At 57.5% G+C, this 18,510-nt stretch carries 4 protein-coding genes; 2 read left to right on the top strand and 2 right to left on the bottom strand.

Features of this window, described 5'->3' with window-relative positions:
- Positions 1 to 91 precede the first annotated feature (91 nt).
- Complete coding sequence (locus Q3Y66_RS16335; RefSeq protein ID WP_161598811.1) at positions 92 to 2,209, top strand: EAL domain-containing protein; 2,118 nt, start codon at positions 92 to 94, stop codon at positions 2,207 to 2,209.
- A gap of 106 nt (positions 2,210 to 2,315) precedes the next feature.
- On the top strand, positions 2,316 to 4,313 hold the full coding sequence (locus Q3Y66_RS16340; protein WP_008959246.1) for a diguanylate cyclase: 1,998 nt from the start codon (positions 2,316 to 2,318) through the stop codon (positions 4,311 to 4,313).
- A 127-nt stretch (positions 4,314 to 4,440) separates the two neighbouring features.
- On the opposite strand, the gene Q3Y66_RS16345 is transcribed toward Q3Y66_RS16340, so the two are convergent.
- Positions 4,441 to 4,677, bottom strand: coding sequence for an AAA family ATPase (locus Q3Y66_RS16345; protein WP_238528578.1), 237 nt, complete (start codon positions 4,675 to 4,677; stop codon positions 4,441 to 4,443).
- A gap of 60 nt (positions 4,678 to 4,737) precedes the next feature.
- Positions 4,738 to 18,498, bottom strand: coding sequence for a filamentous hemagglutinin N-terminal domain-containing protein (locus Q3Y66_RS16350; RefSeq protein WP_303319505.1), 13,761 nt, complete (start codon positions 18,496 to 18,498; stop codon positions 4,738 to 4,740).
- Positions 18,499 to 18,510 lie beyond the last annotated feature (12 nt).

Below are 18,510 nucleotides of genomic sequence, written 5' to 3' on the forward strand. Positions count from 1 at the left end.
GCTTGCCAGAACCTATATTCCTAAGAAATAGGATAGCAATCGCTAATTAATATTAGTATTCTTTTGATTGCCTAGCAGCATGGACTTACTAGTGAAAATAGCAGCTCTAACGAGACTCAAGGAGGGCGCCAAAAAAAAACATAGCGCTCATAATGTTCCGCTCTGTTTACAGGCGCGCTTTCATTCGCTTTTCACTCACCATCCAGATGGCATTTTTGAGCTTAAGCCCAACAACACCATCGTGCATTGCAATCCAGCCTCAAGTCTCATCACTGGTTTATCCGCCGAACAACTGGCTGGAAAAAACTTTGTCCAGCTTATTCACACCGACGACCGACCTGTAGCGGCAGCTGCCTTTAATGCAACACTTACAGGCCAGCAGCATCAACATTATCAAGCGTTTACCGCTAATAGCCAAGACGGCAAGGTCCAGTTTGAAGTCACCCATGTGCCGATTATTGCCGATAAGCAGATGATAGGTGTCTATGCGATTTGCCGAGACATTACCCAGCACAAACAGGATGAAAGCGAACTCCGCCTACTCAAACGGGGTATTGAAGCCAGCCCCAATGGCGTGGTGATGGCAGATGCGACTCAGCCCCACTTACCGCTGGTCTACGTAAACAGTGCGTTTACCGATATTACCGGTTATAGCGCCGAAGAAGCGCTAGGGCGCAACTGTCGTTTCCTACAAGGCGAAGACTCTGATCCCATGGCGATAGAGGAAATTCGCCGCGCCATAGTTCAACAGCAAGATGTTCAAGTGTTGCTATGCAACTACCGTTTCGACGGCACCCTATTTTGGAACCAATTATCCATTAGCCCCGTGTTTAACAATTCAGGTGTCTGTACGCACTTTATAGGTATACAGCAAGACATTACTCGACAGCGAGAACAAGAAGCGCGCTTAGCTTACCAAGCCGCCCACGACCCACTGACAGGGCTACCTAATTTAGGGGCTTTACAGGCGCGTCTTGAGCGCGCACTGCAAAGCTGTGTACAGCAGGGCCATAAACTGGCCCTGCTGCATATCGATTTAGACGATTTCAAGCCTATCAATGAAGCGCTTGGCCATGGGTTAGGGGACGAATTACTTAAACTCGTTGCGCAGCGTTTATTGGATACCGCAACCGCGGGCGTTAATGTGGCTCGAATGTCTAGCGACGAGTTTATAGTGCTGTTAGCACCTTACCAAAACGAACAGGAAGTGATTGCTTTAACCGATCATTTATTAGCAGCCCTTGCTCAGCCATTTATGCTTGGTCGACACCGCTTGCATATCAGTGCAAGTATTGGTATTGCTTCGAATAAAGGTAGCGTCACTCAGGCGCATGACCTACTCCATCACGCCAGTCTCGCGATGGATGATGCCAAACGCCAGGGACGTAATACATGGCAATGGTACTGCGGTGATACTATCGACAATGTCGCCGAGCACGTTGTTATCAGGCGAGAGTTACAAGAAGCCATACAAACTGGGCAACTTGAAGCGTATTATCAGCCCATCGTTGACGCTGCTAGCGGCATCATCCGCAGCGTAGAGACGCTTATTCGTTGGCATCACCCCACCAAAGGCTTAGTGCCACCAAGCGTGTTTATACCGATTGCCGAGCAAACAGGGCAAATTATTGCCATTGGCCGCTGGGTCTTGGAGCGCGCCTGCCATGATATTGCCGCGCTTAATGTGGGTCGTGATCAGCCTCTCACGGTAGCGGTTAATATTTCGCCAGTACAGTTTCGTCGTAATGGCTTTTTGGATGGAATTAAAGCAGCGCTTAAGGCCAGCGGCTTACCCCCCGAGTTACTAGAACTTGAAGTAACAGAAGGCACCTTAATGACCAATACTGACCAAGCCATTGCGCTACTCAACGAAGTACGTGCTCTGGGCATTAGCGTTGCGCTGGATGATTTCGGCACTGGCTTTTCTAGTCTCAGCTATTTACGCGATCTACCCATCAGTAAGGTGAAACTCGACATTCTATTTATTCGAGGAATTTCACAAAACACTAAAAATGCGGCTATCGTGCAAGGCGTTATAACCATGGCGCATCACCTAAACTTAGCGGTAGTCGCGGAAGGCATTGAAACACGCGAAGAGCACATGGATCTGCGGCAACGTCAGTGCGACTTATTACAAGGGTTCTTGTTCTCCAAACCTATGCCATTTGAGATGTTAAAGCGCTTACCTCGAACGCTTACGCCACCTTAAAAAGTGGCTGATAACTAACCTCTCTATAAACGTCATACCTTATTTCTATAACATACCAAACTGGTTGTCTTGCCAAGGCGGCCTATTTCCAGACAGGAAAGACTCCGTGCCACTGCGCCGCTTACACACTCGCCTTCTGTTAGCCGTTATCATACCGTTGGTAATGGTATCGGCGATGCTTTTTCCTATTTTCAATGTGCATATGGAAATGCGCTTAGACAGCCTGCGTGCCAAGGCCGATGACGTGCTGAAAATCGGCCAAGAAGCCTTGACCCATGATATCAGTGAAAGTATTAACTATACGCTCGCCATTGCTGAAACGCCCGGCATTAGGCAGTACCTAACGGTACAAAGCTTGCCATCCTTAAGCGACCAACAATATGCACTTAGCGACATATCGCAGCTCTCCCATTTTTTAAACACCCTGATCAGCCACTACCCACGGTCTACTAAGCTGGTCGTGATCGATAACCAAGGCCGCGAGGTGCTGCGCGCGCCCAGTGACGTTGAGACAGGATCGCGTATAGCAGGTAATAACCACTCTAAAACCGACTACTTCAAAGAAGCCGCCAAACTGTTACCGCGCGAACTGTATATCTCGCCACCTGGGCATAATTTGCAGTACGAGCTGTATGACAACGATCAGGCTCCGACGGTAAACGTCGCCACCCCCATTTTTGATGCCACGGGTGAACGACTTGGCGTGGTACTGCTTAGCCTTAACTGGCATTACCTTACCCACTCCCTGCAGCAAGCCATGCTGCTTGAACAAGATGCTAATACCATTCTGATCGACGCCCAAGGTCGCTGGCTTCTCAACGTGGCCTTCCCAGAGCTAGGAGCCACGGCCTTTGGGGATAATTTCGCGACTCTTGCGCCCCAATACTGGCACGTTATGCAGCAACGTAGTGAAGGGTTCGCCTCTATCAACAATCATTTATTACGTTTTCAAACTGAAGATATACGCACCCATCGCAACCGCAGCTTAGCGGGTACCATATTCAGTGAAAACATCTACTCGCCCTGGAAAATAGGTGTAATGCTCCCTCTACCCACTTGGCGCACGCTGATCGAAGAAGAGCTCACAGTGCTCTGGTTTCTATTACTGAGTTACGGCTTCGCAGTGGCATGTGGGATATTTTGGGCCTTCAGCAGCCATCGTCAACGCAAATTACGCGAAGACGCTCAGCGCCACGCGCTGGAAGTAAGCGACCTGTATGAAAATGCCCCTTGCGGCTATCACTCGCTTGATCAATCTGGGCGCGTAGTCAACATGAACCGCACCGAGCTTGCCTGGCTTGGCTACTCTTCCAAGGAAGCTATCGGTCTTATTGATTATCGAGAGTTCATTACGCCGGAAACCCGTGAACAGTTTGAACAAGCTTTCCAAAACGTAAAAGACAATCAAACTGGCAGCGCAGAATGTAGCCTATTAACGCGTAACGGCGAGCAGCGCCACGTGATGATCCAAGCCTCGGCCTATTATCGAAACGGTCAATTTGTACACACTCGCGCGACGGTGTTCGACCTTACCGAGCGTAAACAGCTTGAAGAAAAATTACATGCACAAGCCATGACCGATCCATTAACGGGCGTGTTTAACCGACGTTACTTACAAGCCCAAGCAACAATTGAAATGTCACGGGCGCGACGCCAAAACCACCCCATAGCGCTTATCGCGATAGATATTGACCACTTTAAACGCATCAACGATGAATATGGTCATGATGTAGGTGACGAGGTACTGAAAAACTTCACGCAAATAGTGAGTGATCTGCTTCGCCAAGAAGACTTACTGTGCCGGGTGGGGGGGGAAGAGTTTGCGGTGTTGCTCCCCAACACCGCAATTGAGCAGGCTCAGCAGGTGGCCGAGCGAATTCGTATCTCTATTGAACAGGCGACCACCACTGTTGAATATGAAGACACGCAACAAGCGCTCAAAGTCACGGCATCATTGGGTGTGACCCCGATTCATGCCCGAGAAAAATCGTTAAAACCTGCGCTCAAAAGAGCGGACATAGGGCTATATGAAGCAAAAGAAAACGGCCGTAATCAAGTAGTTATCTATACCGAGAGCGTCTCCACATCAAAACCAACAACTTGACGCTGCTCACAGGATAATTTCAATCCAATCCTGTGGATAAGCTCACGCCCCCCATCAATCGATGCCTGCTAGAAAGCGATGCCTAAGCGTTCGGCTTCTGCACGCCGCCCCTCATGAACATCTATATCTAACGCTTCACGACTGGCCAAATGCCAGCAGCAAAACCAAGACATATCACTGGGTGCTGAGTTTGCCAGTCCCATTTATAGTGAATATACAGTCCTTCAAAGAGCGCTCCGCGACCTTCAAACAGGCAGCGTAAAGTATCTAGCAGCAGGCTTTTACCAAACCGTCGCGGGCGTGTGGCTGTTAACTGCAAGGTGAACCCTTGCCGTGTCGACTTGCATGGACTGGACAGATGCACGTTACCAACCGCCGAATTCCCGAAAGAATTCGACGGTGGTTGGAGTCGCCCCGGGTGGAGTTAGGGGCTAAAGTGCCATTCTTCTTCGTTGTCAGAGTCTTGCTGGAAACCCAGCGAAGATGGCGTGGTCAGGTTCTGATAGATGAGGTGCGGAAAGACGGTCGACGGGAAGATCAGATCCGCGACGAACTGTGAATCTTCGGTGAACTTACCACCCAGGGTTCGCCCATTTACCGAGATCCGCGCATCGTTGCTGGCGTTTTTCACCAAGTACCCGACGTCCAGGTCTTGGGGGGAAGTCAGGTTGAACTGAACCTGGCTACCATCCAGGGAGCCACTGCTGTCAGCATTGCTCTTTAAGGAATTACCTTCCAGGGTAATCAGTCCACCGGTCAGCTTGCTGCTGGTAGTGATCTCATTCACCGTCAACACGTCACCAGCGTGATATTCCACGTTAGTGATGGCGAAGGTTTGCGCGTCACTCGTCATGGTCACGTCACCCTCACCGTAGACACTGGCGTAGCTGGCGCTGAAGATATCACCCTCCTGCACTACATCGCCACCGGCGCGCAGGGACACGCCCCCGCCGTTGACAGTGCCCGGTAGATTCAGGTCACCATCGGTGGTAAGACCGATATTGCCCTTGCCGATCAGGTCGAATACGGTAAGCGGATCGCTGCTGCCGTTGTTGATGTAGACACCGCCGCTGCCGCCGTTGGCCGCCAGGGAAGAGACGCGTACGTCCAGCGGATCGCTAGCGCGGGCAATGCCCTGTGCGGCGGCGATCCGAAGCAGACTGGCGACGATGTTATTGGCGTCGCCGTTACCGTCAAGGATCGAACCGCCCTCAGCGAACAGCATCACTGCGTTACCTGGGCTGAGCGCTTTCACCTGGTTTACGGTCAGGTTGCCGGTGGCAGTGCTCACCTTAACATTGCCATTGGCGGCGCTGGCGTCGAGACCGGCTAGGCCATCCTGTTCGGCGATGTCGATGTCGCCGTCACCACTGACACTAGCGTCGATACGGTTGGCGCGGGTATCGATGGCGCCGCCCGCACCGATGCCATTGGCCGAGGCCAGAGTGACGCTGTCTCCGCGCACATGGGTAGTGGCGTCGTTGTCGTTGGCCAAGCCGCCATCAGCGGCGCTCAGGCTCACATCACCGTCGGCACGAATGTCACCGAGGGTGGCATCACCACCATGCACGGCTACCGCAATCTCGCCATCACCAGTGCGCAAGGTGTTCAGTGCCACGTTACCGGTCTGGTCGAGGCGAATATCGCCGTTGTTGGTCATCGCCGTCAGGTCGGCGGCGTTCAGACTGAGCGCGCCGTTGGCACCAATGCCGTTAATGGCATTTAGAGCCACATTGCGGCTATCGATGCTGCCCTCGCCAGCAGCCGCGATGGCACCACCGGAGGTCAGCCTCACTCCGTGCTCACCCGGCGCGGCCACCCGGCCGATACCCAGATCACCGCCGGCGTCGACATTAATGTCGCCGTCCACGGTGCTCGCCTGGTTCAGCGCAAGTGCGTTTTGGTTGGTCAGGTCAATATCACCGCTGCCGCTGACGTTCAGGCTGGCGCTAGCCAGGTTCGCGTTCAAATCAATACCGTCCACAGCGCTCGCTGTAAGGTCGTCGGCACTCAGCGAACCTCTTACCCCAGTACTGATAACCCCGGCGCTGTTCAGAACCGTGTCGCCTTTCACCGCGAGATTATCGATGTTTAGATCATCTCCGGTGGTGAGATGTGCATCGCCATTGGCCAGCTTGGCATCCTTCACGGTCAAGGCATCGGCCTCAACCATATAAAGGTCGCCGCTACCAGTGATGGTGGCGTACAGGTTGCCCACTCTGGTTTTTAGACCGGAGAGCGCGGAACCGATGCTCCTGGCGGTGCTAAGGAACAGGTTCTGCCCGGTAACGTTCTCGCTGACTGCGTCGCTGGCGTTGATACCGCCCATGTTGCTGGTTAGAGTCACGTCACCGCCAGCCTGAGACCGAGTCAGGTTGATGTCACCATCGGTAGTCATCGTTACATCGCCATCAGCGGCAACCAGACTGCCGGTGGCCATGTCGATACCGCCCTGCCCGCCATTCACGGTCAAGTCGCTATCGCTGGCCAGGTGCGTGATTTTCACGCCGTTAACGGCATCCAGACCCACAGCACCCGCGGCGCTAGCAGTGCTGGAGCCGGACTGGGCGATAGCACCATTGAGGGCGGCCATAGCCAGTGTGCCGGTGGTGGCGGTCAGATTATGATCGGCCTGATTAATGGCGCCCCCAGCGCTCAGGCCCATATTGCCCTGGGCGGTGGCGCTGCCGCGCGTTAGATCGATGTCGCCGCTGGAGGCCACCAGCGATAGGTCGCCATTACCTGCTTCAGCCACAGTATCAGTGAGGCTAACATCAGTAGCCGCGGTCATCGATAGGTCGGAACCGGCAGTGGCGCTAGCGTTATCCAGATCGATATCGGCAGCAGCCGCGTCAACCGTCATACCGGTAGCGGCGCTGAGCACGCTATCAGTGACCGCAACTCGATTGCCCGCGCCCAGATCCATCTTGCCGTTTTGAGCCAGCAACGTGCTCTGCTCAATCACCGTTAAATCGCCGGTCTCGGCGGTAGCGGTCAGGTCACCATGGGCAGTGCCGTGAGAGGCGCTGTCCAGGGTGATATCAGAGCCTGCGGTGAGGCTCAGGTCGCCGGCTTGCGCGGTGACAGTGCTGCCCACGCTATCGCCATCGTTGCTAGTGTCAGTCAGCGTGATCTCACCATCGGCATCCAGGGTCAGATCAGTGGCGGCAGTAACAATGCTGTCGTCAAGCACGATGTCGGCAGCATCGGCGGTCATGGTGACCGCCGCACCGGCGGTGGCCTCGCTGCCGGTCATCGCCACACCGTTACCAGCGTCCAGATCCATTTGGCCGCTTTGCGAGGAGGCAGTGCTGTCGGTCAAGGCAATGTCATCGCCCGCCTTGGCGGTCAGATCGCCCTGGGCCTTGGCATGGCTGTGATCTAGCGTGATGTCGCCATCGGTGGCGGTGAGATCCATGGCACCAGCTATGGCGGTGGCAATGGATTGGGACAGGCTGACATCGGTAGCCGCAGTCATCGCCAGGTCGGAACCGGCGGTGGCTTGGCTGTTGTTCAGCGCGATGTCAGCGTCGCTGGCATCTACGCTCATGGACGTCGCGGCAGTGGCGCTGGAGTCGGTGAACGCAACCCGGTTGCCCGCGTCCAGATCCATTTGACCGGTCTGGGCATTGAGCAGGCTGCTTTCGATCAACGTGAGGTCGCCGGATTGGGCATTGGCGCTCAGGTTATCTCGGGCAACCACTGTGGAGGCGCCTTCCAGGCCGATGCTGTCGGCGGCGGTCAGCGTGGCATCGCCGCCTTGCGCGGTGACATGGCTGTTATCCAGCATCATATCCGCGTCAGCGGCGTTGGTGCCAGCGGCCAGCGTTACGTTGCTTGCGGCGGTGGCGTTGGAATCGGTGAAGGCGAGGTTCTGGCCGGCGGTGCCGGTCAGGTTACCGCCGCTGCTGGCGTCGCTCTGGTTCAAGGTGACGTCGCCGCTAGTGCCTGTCAGCGTCATATCGTCGCCAGCGGTGGCGCTGGAGTCGGCCAGGCTAACGGTGGTACTGGCGGTCAGATCCGCGGTGGTACCGGCGTTGATGTCGCTGCCGTTGCTCAGGGCCACGTCACCGTTTTGCGCGGTCATCGTCAGGGTAGCGTTGTCGGCATCGGCACTGGAGTGATCCAGAGCCACGCCTTTGCCGGCGGTGATCGCCAGATGCTGACCTGCGTAGGCAGAGCTGTCAGTCAGGGTCACATCGCCGACGTTACCGGTCAGGCTCAGGTCGCCACTGTTGGCGTCGGCACTGGACGTATCCAGACTAACGTCGGTGCCTGCGGTCATCGCCAGGTCGGTACCAGCGGTGGCTTGGCTGTTGTTCAGCGCGATGTCAGCGTCGCTGGCATCTACGCTCATGGACGTCGCAGCAGTGGCGCTGGAGTCGGTGAACGCAACCCGGTTGCCCGCGTCCAGATCTATTTGACCGGTCTGGGCATTGAGCAGGCTGCTTTCGATCAACGTCAGGTCGCCGGATTGGGCATTGGCGCTCAGGTTATCTCGGGCAACCACTGTGGAGGCACCTTCCAGGCCGATGCTGTCGGCGGCAGTCAGCGTGGCATCGCCGCCTTGCGCGGTGACATGGCTGTTATCCAGCGTCATATCCGCGTCAGCGGCGTTGGTGCCAGCGGCCAGCGTTACGTTGCTTGCGGCGGTGGCGTTGGAATCGGTGAAAGCGAGGTTCTGGCCGGCGGTGCCGGTCAGGTTACCGCCGCTGCTGGCGTTGCTCTGGTTCAGTGTAACGTCACCGCTGGTGCCAGTGAGATCCATATCACCGCCAATAGCGTTGGCAGTGGAGTGATCCAAGCTGACGTCGGTGCCAGCGGTCATTGCCAGGTTATTACCGGCAGTGGCGGTGGCGTTGTCCAGATCAATGTCAGCGTCGAGAGCATCCACTGCGAGGTCGGTGGCGGCGCTCAAGGTACTGTCGGTGATGCTGGCGCGGTTGCCCGCGTCCAGATCCATTTTGCCAGACTGCGCCAGCAGCAAGCTTTGCTGGATCACCGTCAGGTCACCGGTTATGGCCCTGGCGGTGACGTCGCCGTTAGCCACGCCACTGGAGGCGCTGTCCAGTGCAATATTGTCGCCAGCAGCCAGGCTCAAGTTCCCCGTCTGAGCAGTCAACGTGCTGCCAGTAGTATTCGGATCATCGCTGTGGGTCAAGGTGATATCGGAGCCAGCGTCCAGAGACAAATCGCTACCGGCAGTGGCATGGCTGTTATTCAGCGCAATGTCAGCATCAACGGCGTCCACGCTCATAGACGTGGCAGCAGTGGCGCTGGAGTCGGTGAACGCAACCCGGTTGCCCGCGTCCAGATCTATTTGACCGGTCTGGGCATTGAGCAGGCTGCTTTCGATCAACGTCAGGTCGCCGGATTGGGCATTGGCGCTCAGGTTATCTCGGGCAACCACTGTGGAGGCGCCTTCCAGGCCGATGCTGTCGGCGGCGGTCAGCGTGGCATCGCCGCCTTGCGCGGTGACATGGCTGTTATCCAGCGTCATATCCGCGTCAGCGGCGTTGGTGCCAGCGGCCAGCGTTACGTTGCTTGCCGCGGTGGCGTTGGAATCGGTGAAAGCGAGGTTCTGGCCGGCGGTGCCGGTCAGGTTACCGCCGCTGCTGGCGTTGCTCTGGTTCAGTGTAACGTCACCGCTGGTGCCAGTGAGATCCATATCACCGCCAATAGCGTTGGCAGTGGAGTGATCCAAGCTGACGTCGGTGCCAGCGGTCATTGCCAGGTTATTACCGGCAGTGGCGGTGGCGTTGTCCAGATCAATGTCAGCGTCGAGAGCATCCACTGCGAGGTCGGTGGCGGCGCTCAAGGTACTGTCGGTGATGCTGGCGCGGTTGCCCGCGTCAAGATCCATTTTGCCAGACTGCGCCAGCAGCAAGCTTTGCTGGATCACCGTCAGGTCACCGGTTACGGCCCTGGCGGTGACGTCGCCGTTAGCCACGCCACTGGAGGCGCTGTCCAGTGCAATATTGTCGCCAGCAGCCAGGCTCAGGTTCCCCAGCTGGGCAGTCAACGTGCTGCCAGTAGTATGCGGATCATCGCTGTGGGTCAGGGTGATATCGGAGCCAGCGTTCAGAGACAAATCGCTACCGGCGTTGGCATGGCTGTTATTCAGCGCAATGTCAGCGTCAACGGCATCAACGCTCATAGACGTGGCAGCGGTGGCGCTTGAGTCGGTGAACGCAACCCGGTTGCCCGCGTCGAGATCCATCTGGCCGGTTTGCGCGGCCAGGGTACTGTTCTCGATCAGCGTCAGATCGCCGGATTTAGCATCGGCGCTCAGGTTATCGCGGGCAGCGACTGTAGAGGCGCCTTCCAGGCTGATACTGTCGGCGGCGGACAGGGTGGCGTCGCCACCATTGGCGGTGACATGGCTGTTGTCCAGCGCGATGTTCTGGCCAGCGGTGCCAGTCAGATCGCCGCCGGATTGCGCCTGGCTGCGAGCCAGAGAGATGTCGCCTTTATCGGCGGTCAGCGTCATGCCGTCTCCAGCGGTAGCACTGGAGTCGGTCAAGCTGATGTTGTCGCCAGCATGGGCGGTGAGCGTACCGCCCGCGGTAGCATGGGCACCGCGTGAAAGCGCTACATCACCCTCATTGGCGGTAATGGACAAATCGCCAGCAGTGGCTTCGGCGAAGGCGCTGCGGTCTAGACTCACGGAGCCCTTGGCTTTGAGCGCCATATCGGCAGCCGCGATGGCTTTGCCGGAAGTGTCCAGCGCCAGATCCGCGCCCTGGGCATCCAGGGACATGTTGGTACCGGCCTGCAGGTAGGCGCCGTTGGTGACGGCGATGCCCTGACCAGCGGTGCCAGTCAGTTCGCCAGCGGCGCTCGCGTGAGTGCCGTTTGTTAGCGTGATGTCACCATCGGTGGCGGTCAGCGAAAGATCGCCACTGGTGGCCTCGGCGGAGGCGCCGTGGTCCACCTTTACGCTGCCTTTGGCCGCTATTGTCATGTCGGTCGCAGCGGTGGCGCTGCTGGTATTATCCAGCGTCAGGTCCGCACCCTGAGCATCCAGGGACATGTCGTCACCAGCTTGCAGGGAGGAACCGTTAGTGACGGTGATGCCCTGACCGGCGGTGCCGGTCAGTTCGCCGGCGGCGCTCGCACGGGCGCTATTGGTAAGCGTGATGTCACCGGCGGTGGCGCTCATCGCCAGATCACCGTTGCTGGCTTGCAGGTTGGCGCTGCTACTCAGATTGATATCGTTATTGGCTTTGAGCGTGACATCGGTGGCAGCGGTAACACTGCTACTGTTGTTCACTTCAATGCTGGCGGCCTGGGCATCCAGCGTGGTTTCGCCGGTGGACTGGAGACGGGTGCCGTTGGTCAGGACGATGTCACCGGTGTTCGAGGTGAGCGTCATGTCGCCGATTTCCGGCGTCGGGGCTAGCGCTACCCTGACCATCGGTGCCACGCCGCTGCTCAGGGTAGCGGTGCTCAATTGGAGCAGGCCACCGGCCAGCAGATCCATATCGCGGTTGGCGTTCAGATCGCTGTTGGTGACGGTGATGTCGCCGCCGGCTTGGGCATTGAGGTCCTGGGCGGTGCTCGCCTGGGTGCTGTTGGTCAGCGTGATGTCGCCGGTGGCACCCAGCACGAGATCATCGCCCTGGGCATCCAGGGTGCTGTGAGTGAGGGTAACGTCGCCGGTGGATGGAGCTGGCGCTAGCGCTCTGTTGTTCCCGATTTCAATATCGGGGTACATGCCGGCACCCACCTGAATGCCGCCAGCAGCGGAGCCGGTGGTGTTGGTCAGGGTGATGTCGCCGCTTTGCGTCAACAACAACAGGTCATCAATGTCGTCCTCGCCAAGACCACTGGCGGTGCCGCTCTTGAGGGTACTGTCGATGGCGTTGATGGTGTCACCAGCGAGGAAGCCCAGGCCATGACCAGCGTTAAGCTGGCTATTGGCGGCCAGGGTCACATCGTCCTCGGCCTGACCCACTAGATTGCCGTCGGCGGTTAGGGTTTGGCCGTTGATGCTCAGGTTGGCGCCGGACAGCATTTGCAGATTGCCAGCTGCCTGCATGCCCGCGTTCACGGTCATGTCGCCGTTACTATACAGGTCAGTATCACCGACACCTGTCTGGGTCACGTCGTCGTTGATAGTGAGGCTGCCGTCGGTCACCTCAAGGCGGATATCGCCATTGGCGTCCAGGCCGCTTAACGCCGTCAGTCCCAGGTTTGGCGTCACCCCGCCGATGGTCAGGTCGTTGTTGCGATTGGTGATGTAAAGGCCACCGTTACCAGCGTCCGCTTCCAGAGCACTGGCTTCCGCCAACAGGGACTGGCTACCATCGCCGATGCCATTGCCAGCGCGTAGGGCTAGGTTAGTGGCGTGCAGTTCAGCGGTGTCGTCGGCTTCATTAAGCGCATCAATGGCACCGGCAGCTTGCAACGTGATGGTGTTGCCGTCGCCGTCGGTGCGCACTTCACCAAGATGAAGATCGCCAATCTGGCTGATCAAGGTGATGTCGCCGGTGCTGGTGGCGACGCGGGTCACCTCTAGATCGTCGCTATCGTCGATATTCACTTCGCCATTGGCACTGGCAGAGACGCTATCCACGCTAGTATCCAGAGCGCGGTGCTGGTTGTCGCCGGTGGCGCCAATGGCACCGCCGGTGGCCGTCATCGCCAGAGTCTTGCCGCTAATTCGGGTGGTGTTATCCTGGTCGTCGTCGATATTGCCCTCGGCGGACAGGGTGATGTCACCGTCGTCGCCGCCAGCAGAAAGGGTTTCCAGCAGCATGGCGCCGGTCGCGCTGACGGACATACCGCCGTCAGTAGTGGCCAGATCAACGATATTTAGATCGCCCTGGTCACGCACGGTTATGTCACCCTTGCCAGTGACCTTGCCGTCCATCAAACGATCCACGGCGGTGTCCAGCTCGACGTCTCCGCCAGCCTGGAAGTACAGATCACGGGCGGTGACGTTCAGAGTCTCACCGTTGTCATCAACGATGCGGCCCGCGGCGATCAGATAAGCGTTGTTGTCGCTGCTGCCATCGGCATCGCGGATCTGCGTTTTCAGGCGCAGGTCGCCATCATGCTTGATGCCGATGTCGCCGTCGCTCTGCACACCGCTAATGCCATCAACGGTACCCACCACCAGTTCGTTGCCGCCGTTGTCGTTGACGATATAGACGTCACCTAAACCGCCATGGGCGGCGATCTCGCCAGTGTTAGTGTGTAATACGTGATCAACGCTGCCGATGTTGTCACCAGCGCGCACTGCGATCAGCGCCGCAGTCAACTGGCCAGCCTCCGGCGTCCAGACGCCGTTCTCCCAGGTGCCGCCTATGCCGCGTACCGCGCCGTCGGCTTGCAGGGTGAGCATCGACGGGCTGACAACATCGCCAACTACACTGATGTCACCAGCCGCATTCTTGACGTGAATTTCGCCGTTCGACTCAATGTCTCCGAGGCCTAGTGAGCCGTTGGACTCTAGATAGACAGCGCTATTGATGGCGCGCCCACTGGTGGTACCGATATCCAGGCGATTGGCTTCCACGCCGAGCGGCTTTTCCACCGAGAAGTCGATATCCTGGTTCTGGTCGTAGGCGCCAATCGCCTGTTTGCGCAGCGCTTCGCTAGCATCGCGGGCGACCTGAGCACTGAACACCGACTGATCCGCCGTGTCGCGGGATACCTGTAAAGTGTTACGCAGGTTGGTATAGATCTGAACGTTGGAAATGGCGTCCTGATTAAAAGCCTTAGCTACATCCAGGTCGTTGAAGAGTTCGTTCAGTTCGTCGACCTTTGGCGCGAAGGAGTAACGTTCGAAGCTGTCCAGCGCAGTGTCTGCAGCTGACAAAGCAAGATCAACCACCGCGAAGGCGGCATCGGCGCCAGCGTCACCACTAAAGGGAATTGCCTGGGCGGCGCCTGCGCCAATGGCGACGGCATTGCGCACCACAGTGGCAATGCTGAGGGCGGAGGCCAATGCATTGAGTGTTTGTTCTGCGGAGGCCACCTGCGCGCTCAGTGAATTAACCTGGGACTGAGAGACATTCAGGTTGTACTGGGTAAGACCCTGCTGAACAATGGCGCCCTGGAGCATCGAAATGTACGACTGCAGTTGCTGTTCCAGCGTTTCAAACTGTAGGATTTTGGCGTTCAGCTCCGCCACCCGGCCAGCGTAATCGGCGACCGCGGTTTCGCGCACCAGTTCCGCATCGCGCAAACTGGGGGTGTTGGCGGTCAGTTTGACCTGGTCGCCGCGAATGTTGGCATCGCTGCCGTTGCCATCCATAATCACGCCGTTGCGGGCGGTCACGGAAACATCGCCATTACCGCCGGTGTCGAGCATGCCAAACGTGATGTTAGTATCCGCGTCCAGGCTTATGTTGCCGCCCTGGGTGGTCAGATTGCCGGCGATGATGTTGCCGTTGTAGCCCTCGCGGTCAGCGTCGGCACGGGCGGTAAGGGTAATGCTGCCGCCACCGGGCAGCATGATGGTGTCGTCCTGATTAAGGAACACGATGTTGCCGTTGGTAGCGGTCAGTACCAATTTGCCGCCATCCAGCGTAATCACACCGCCGTTGTTGTCCAGGATAGTAACGGTGGTGGCGACGATAGTGACCCCAGAAGCTCCCTTGCCCACCAAACTTTCGCTGTCTACTGCCACTGCGCCCATATTAATCGCGTTAACGTCACCGTCGCCGCCGGCCACGGATAGGTAACTCACATCCAGAGATAGCGCCCCGTTTGCACCGACGCCATCCTCGCCGCTGATGTTCACTCGTTTGGCTTGCACATTGGCGGTACTGGAGCCGTTCGGGCGGGCGTCTTCTACCGCGCCACCGCTGGCCAGCGTGACCGTGTTGCCAGCCGATTTCACCGTACCCAGGTCAAGATCACCAGCGGTTTCGATGTTGATATCGCCACCGGCGGCGTTGGCGCGCACAAGGTTCAGCGGGTCGCCATTGAGATTGCGCACGAAGATGCCGCCGTTGCTGACGTCCAGCATCAGTTCATCGACATTCAACTCCAGCGCATCGGTAACGCCATCGCGCTGACCGATCTGCTGGGCGTCCATCGTCAGGCGTTGGCCGCTGATGTTCAGGCTGTTGCCATTGCCATCGCTGACTCGGCCGCTGGCGGAAAAAACCACATCGCCACCGGCTTTCAGCGCATCGAGAATGACATCGCCGTTCTGCGTCAAATTGATGTCGCCATCGGCCTCGGCACCCAGCAGAGTGAGCGAGCCCAGATTACTCAGGTACAAGCTGCTGGCGCCAGCATCGGCGAACAAATTGCCGTTCACATTAGTCGTGAACGCAGTATTCTCGCTGCCGATTTCCTCGCCACGAACGTCCAGGTTTTTCGCGATCACGGCGTTGCCGTCGCCGCTGCCGTTAATGCTACCTTCGGCAAACAGAGAGACGGTGCCAGTGGCTTTCACCTCATCAATCAGCAAATCACCACCTTGGGTAATCTGCACATCACCATCGCCACTGTGTCGGTCGGCGTTGGCTTTGAAAGTGAGCGTGCCGGTGTAGGCGCTGTTGTTGATGCCGATGTCACCATCGGCGGCAGACGCCTCAAGATTGCTGACGTTGGTGGTCAGCTCAATGCCCTTGCCGGCATTTAAGGTGGCGCTATCGGCGCTGAGCAGCCCCGCGGTTTCGCTGATGCCGCCGCTAGCGGTGAGGGCAACATCATGACCTTCCAGCGCCACGCCGTTCAGCACTAGGCCGCCAGCATTGTTAGTGAAATCCAGGTCCAAGCCCTGGCCCGAACGCTGCACATTCAGGTTATCGTTATTGCCGGTGAAGGTCAGATTGCCGTCGCTGTCACTGATCGAGGCGTTGCCGTCCAGAGTAGTGATATTAAGCCGTTCCAACGGACCTAGGTTGGTCACGTAGGTGCCCGCCAGATTAGTGGCGGTCACAGAGGTTAGGGAGTGCACGTCAGTGCGCAGCCGTTTGGCGGCAGAACCAATCGCCCCTTTGGCATCCAGCGAGAGGGTATCCGCCTCTACATTGAGCAGGGAGCTATCGCCCTTGATAGCCCCTTGGCCAGCGGTAGCGGTAACGTCACCGCCAATCGCGGTGATAGTGCCGAGGGTAATGTCGCCCTGAGTAGCGGTGACTTCAACGTTGTTGTTGTCGCCTTCAGCAAGAATTGAGCCAATCGTCAATCCAACGCCTTCGGAGAGATAAACGCCGTCCTGGCCAGAGCGCGCATTGACGCTGTTGCTTTGCGTTTTAAGCGCACCGACGCCCTGCTGACCGATCCGTCCAGCGGTATTAAGGTTCAACTCACGACCGGTGAGCAACACGTTGTCGCCGGAGGTGTAGATACCGCCATCCCGGGATTCCAGGCTCAGGTCGCCGGTGGCATTCACGGCACCGGTGAGCAACATGTTACTCTCGGCGCCGATGGAGACATCGTGACTACCGACGGCGCCGTTGCTCAGCGTGACTTCGCCCTCGCCATTGCTGATCGCCGAGGACGATACCGTTTGGCCGCCCACAGTGATGCGCTCGCCAGCGGTCACCGAGTTGACGACTAGTTCGCCATCCACGTCATTGATGTTGATGCCGCCGTCCTGGGTCGAAGCGCTGAGCACATCTACAGCGGTGGTCACCGCATGGCCAGCGCTGCCGATGCTACCGTCGGCTTTCAAATTGGTGGCCCAGGCTTCTACATTCGGCCCGCCGTTAACGACGCCGGTGAGGTTACCGTCCTCGGCATTGATAATCGCCCGCAGGCCCGCTTCAGCACTGTTGTCACCGGTAGTGATCCGCTCAAGAGCGACGTCACCGGCGGTGTCAGAAATAACAATATGGCCTTTGTTGGCGCTGGCGCTGAGAGTATCCGCATCGATCCGCAGCGGGTTGTTCTCGCCGCCGATGCTGGCCCCTTCCACGGTGGTGTTAAGGCTCAGATGATTGGCACGAGCATCGCCAAAGACGTTGCCAGCGCCGTTAATTACGCCAGCAGCGGTGACAGAAAGGTCGCCATCCACATTGGCGCTATCCAAGGTAATGCCGCCGCTTTTCTCAGTGACGCTGACTTGCCCAGTGACAGTGCCGCTGGTGGTCAATATATTGTCAGCTAGATTGACGCTCGCGTTATTGCTGGTGTCGATGTCATCGTCACCGGTATTCAGGCTCACATAGGCATTGCCGCCAGTGGCCACGTTCAACTCGTTCAAGCCGTCGGCTTCGCCCACATAGGCGTTGCCAGAATCATTCTCAACGGACAGGGAGTCCACGTTGGTATACAAACTTTGACTGCTGGTGCCAATGTTGTTGCCAGCCTTGAGCGTAGCGCTGGAGCCGGAGATAGAGCCCCCGCTAGAAACGATATTCTGATCGGCCTCTACAATAGTGCTTTGGGCATTTACGGTGCCAGACTGTTCGACGGCATCGCCAGCCATGGTCAATTCGGTGGCAGCGGTAATGTCGCCGGTGTTGACCACCGAAGACATCACTTCGCGAGTCTGACTACCCGATAGCAATACGTGGTCAGCCGTGATGTCACCGCTATTTTCTACACTGCTGGTGGCGCCGTTTAGGGTGGCGTTAGACACCTCGAACTTGATCAGACCGTTACCCGCCAGATCAATGTTGTAGGTGCCGTCACTGCCAAGCGTCACGCTGCCCACGTTGGCAATGATATGGCCAGTGTTTTCCACGTTCGGTGCAATCAGGTACACGAAGCCGCCGTCGCCGACTTTCAGTTCACCGTCGTTGCTGATTGATGCACTGCTCATCATGTCGCCGGTGAAGTTGAACTTCCCGTCCATGAAGTCCTGATCGGCGATATCGAAGGTAGATGCCACTAAGCCTGCCACATCGACGCTGGCGGAGCTTCCAAACATAATCCCGTTTGGGTTGAGCAGGAAAATATTGCCGTTGGCGGTGAGCGCGCCCTGTATCTGAGAAACCGTATCGCCAGTGACCCGGTTCAAGGCCACCGAGCTGCTGTTGTTCTGCACGAACTTCACTAACTCGGCGGCGTCGATGTTGAAGTCCTGCCAGTTGATCACCGCCTTGTCAGTGGTCTGGGTGATCAATGTTTGCAGAGCACTCTGGGTGATTTCGGCGCTGCCCCTGGCCACCGTGCCACCGGTGGGCGCTGCAAGTACGCCACTGCTGAATGCGAAGAAAGAGACCGAGACGGCCGCCGCTACCGAAGCATTATGTTTTTTGTTCCGTGCCATTTTGTAGTACCC

The organism is Halomonas sp. HAL1 (assembly GCF_030544485.1).
GTDB lineage: Bacteria > Pseudomonadota > Gammaproteobacteria > Pseudomonadales > Halomonadaceae > Vreelandella > Vreelandella arctica.

Excerpts from the sequence above, each read along its gene's own strand:
- Q3Y66_RS16350 (WP_303319505.1), bottom strand. The coding sequence starts at position 18,498 with ATGGCACGGAACAAAAAACATAATGCTTCGGTAGCGGCGGCCGTCTCG.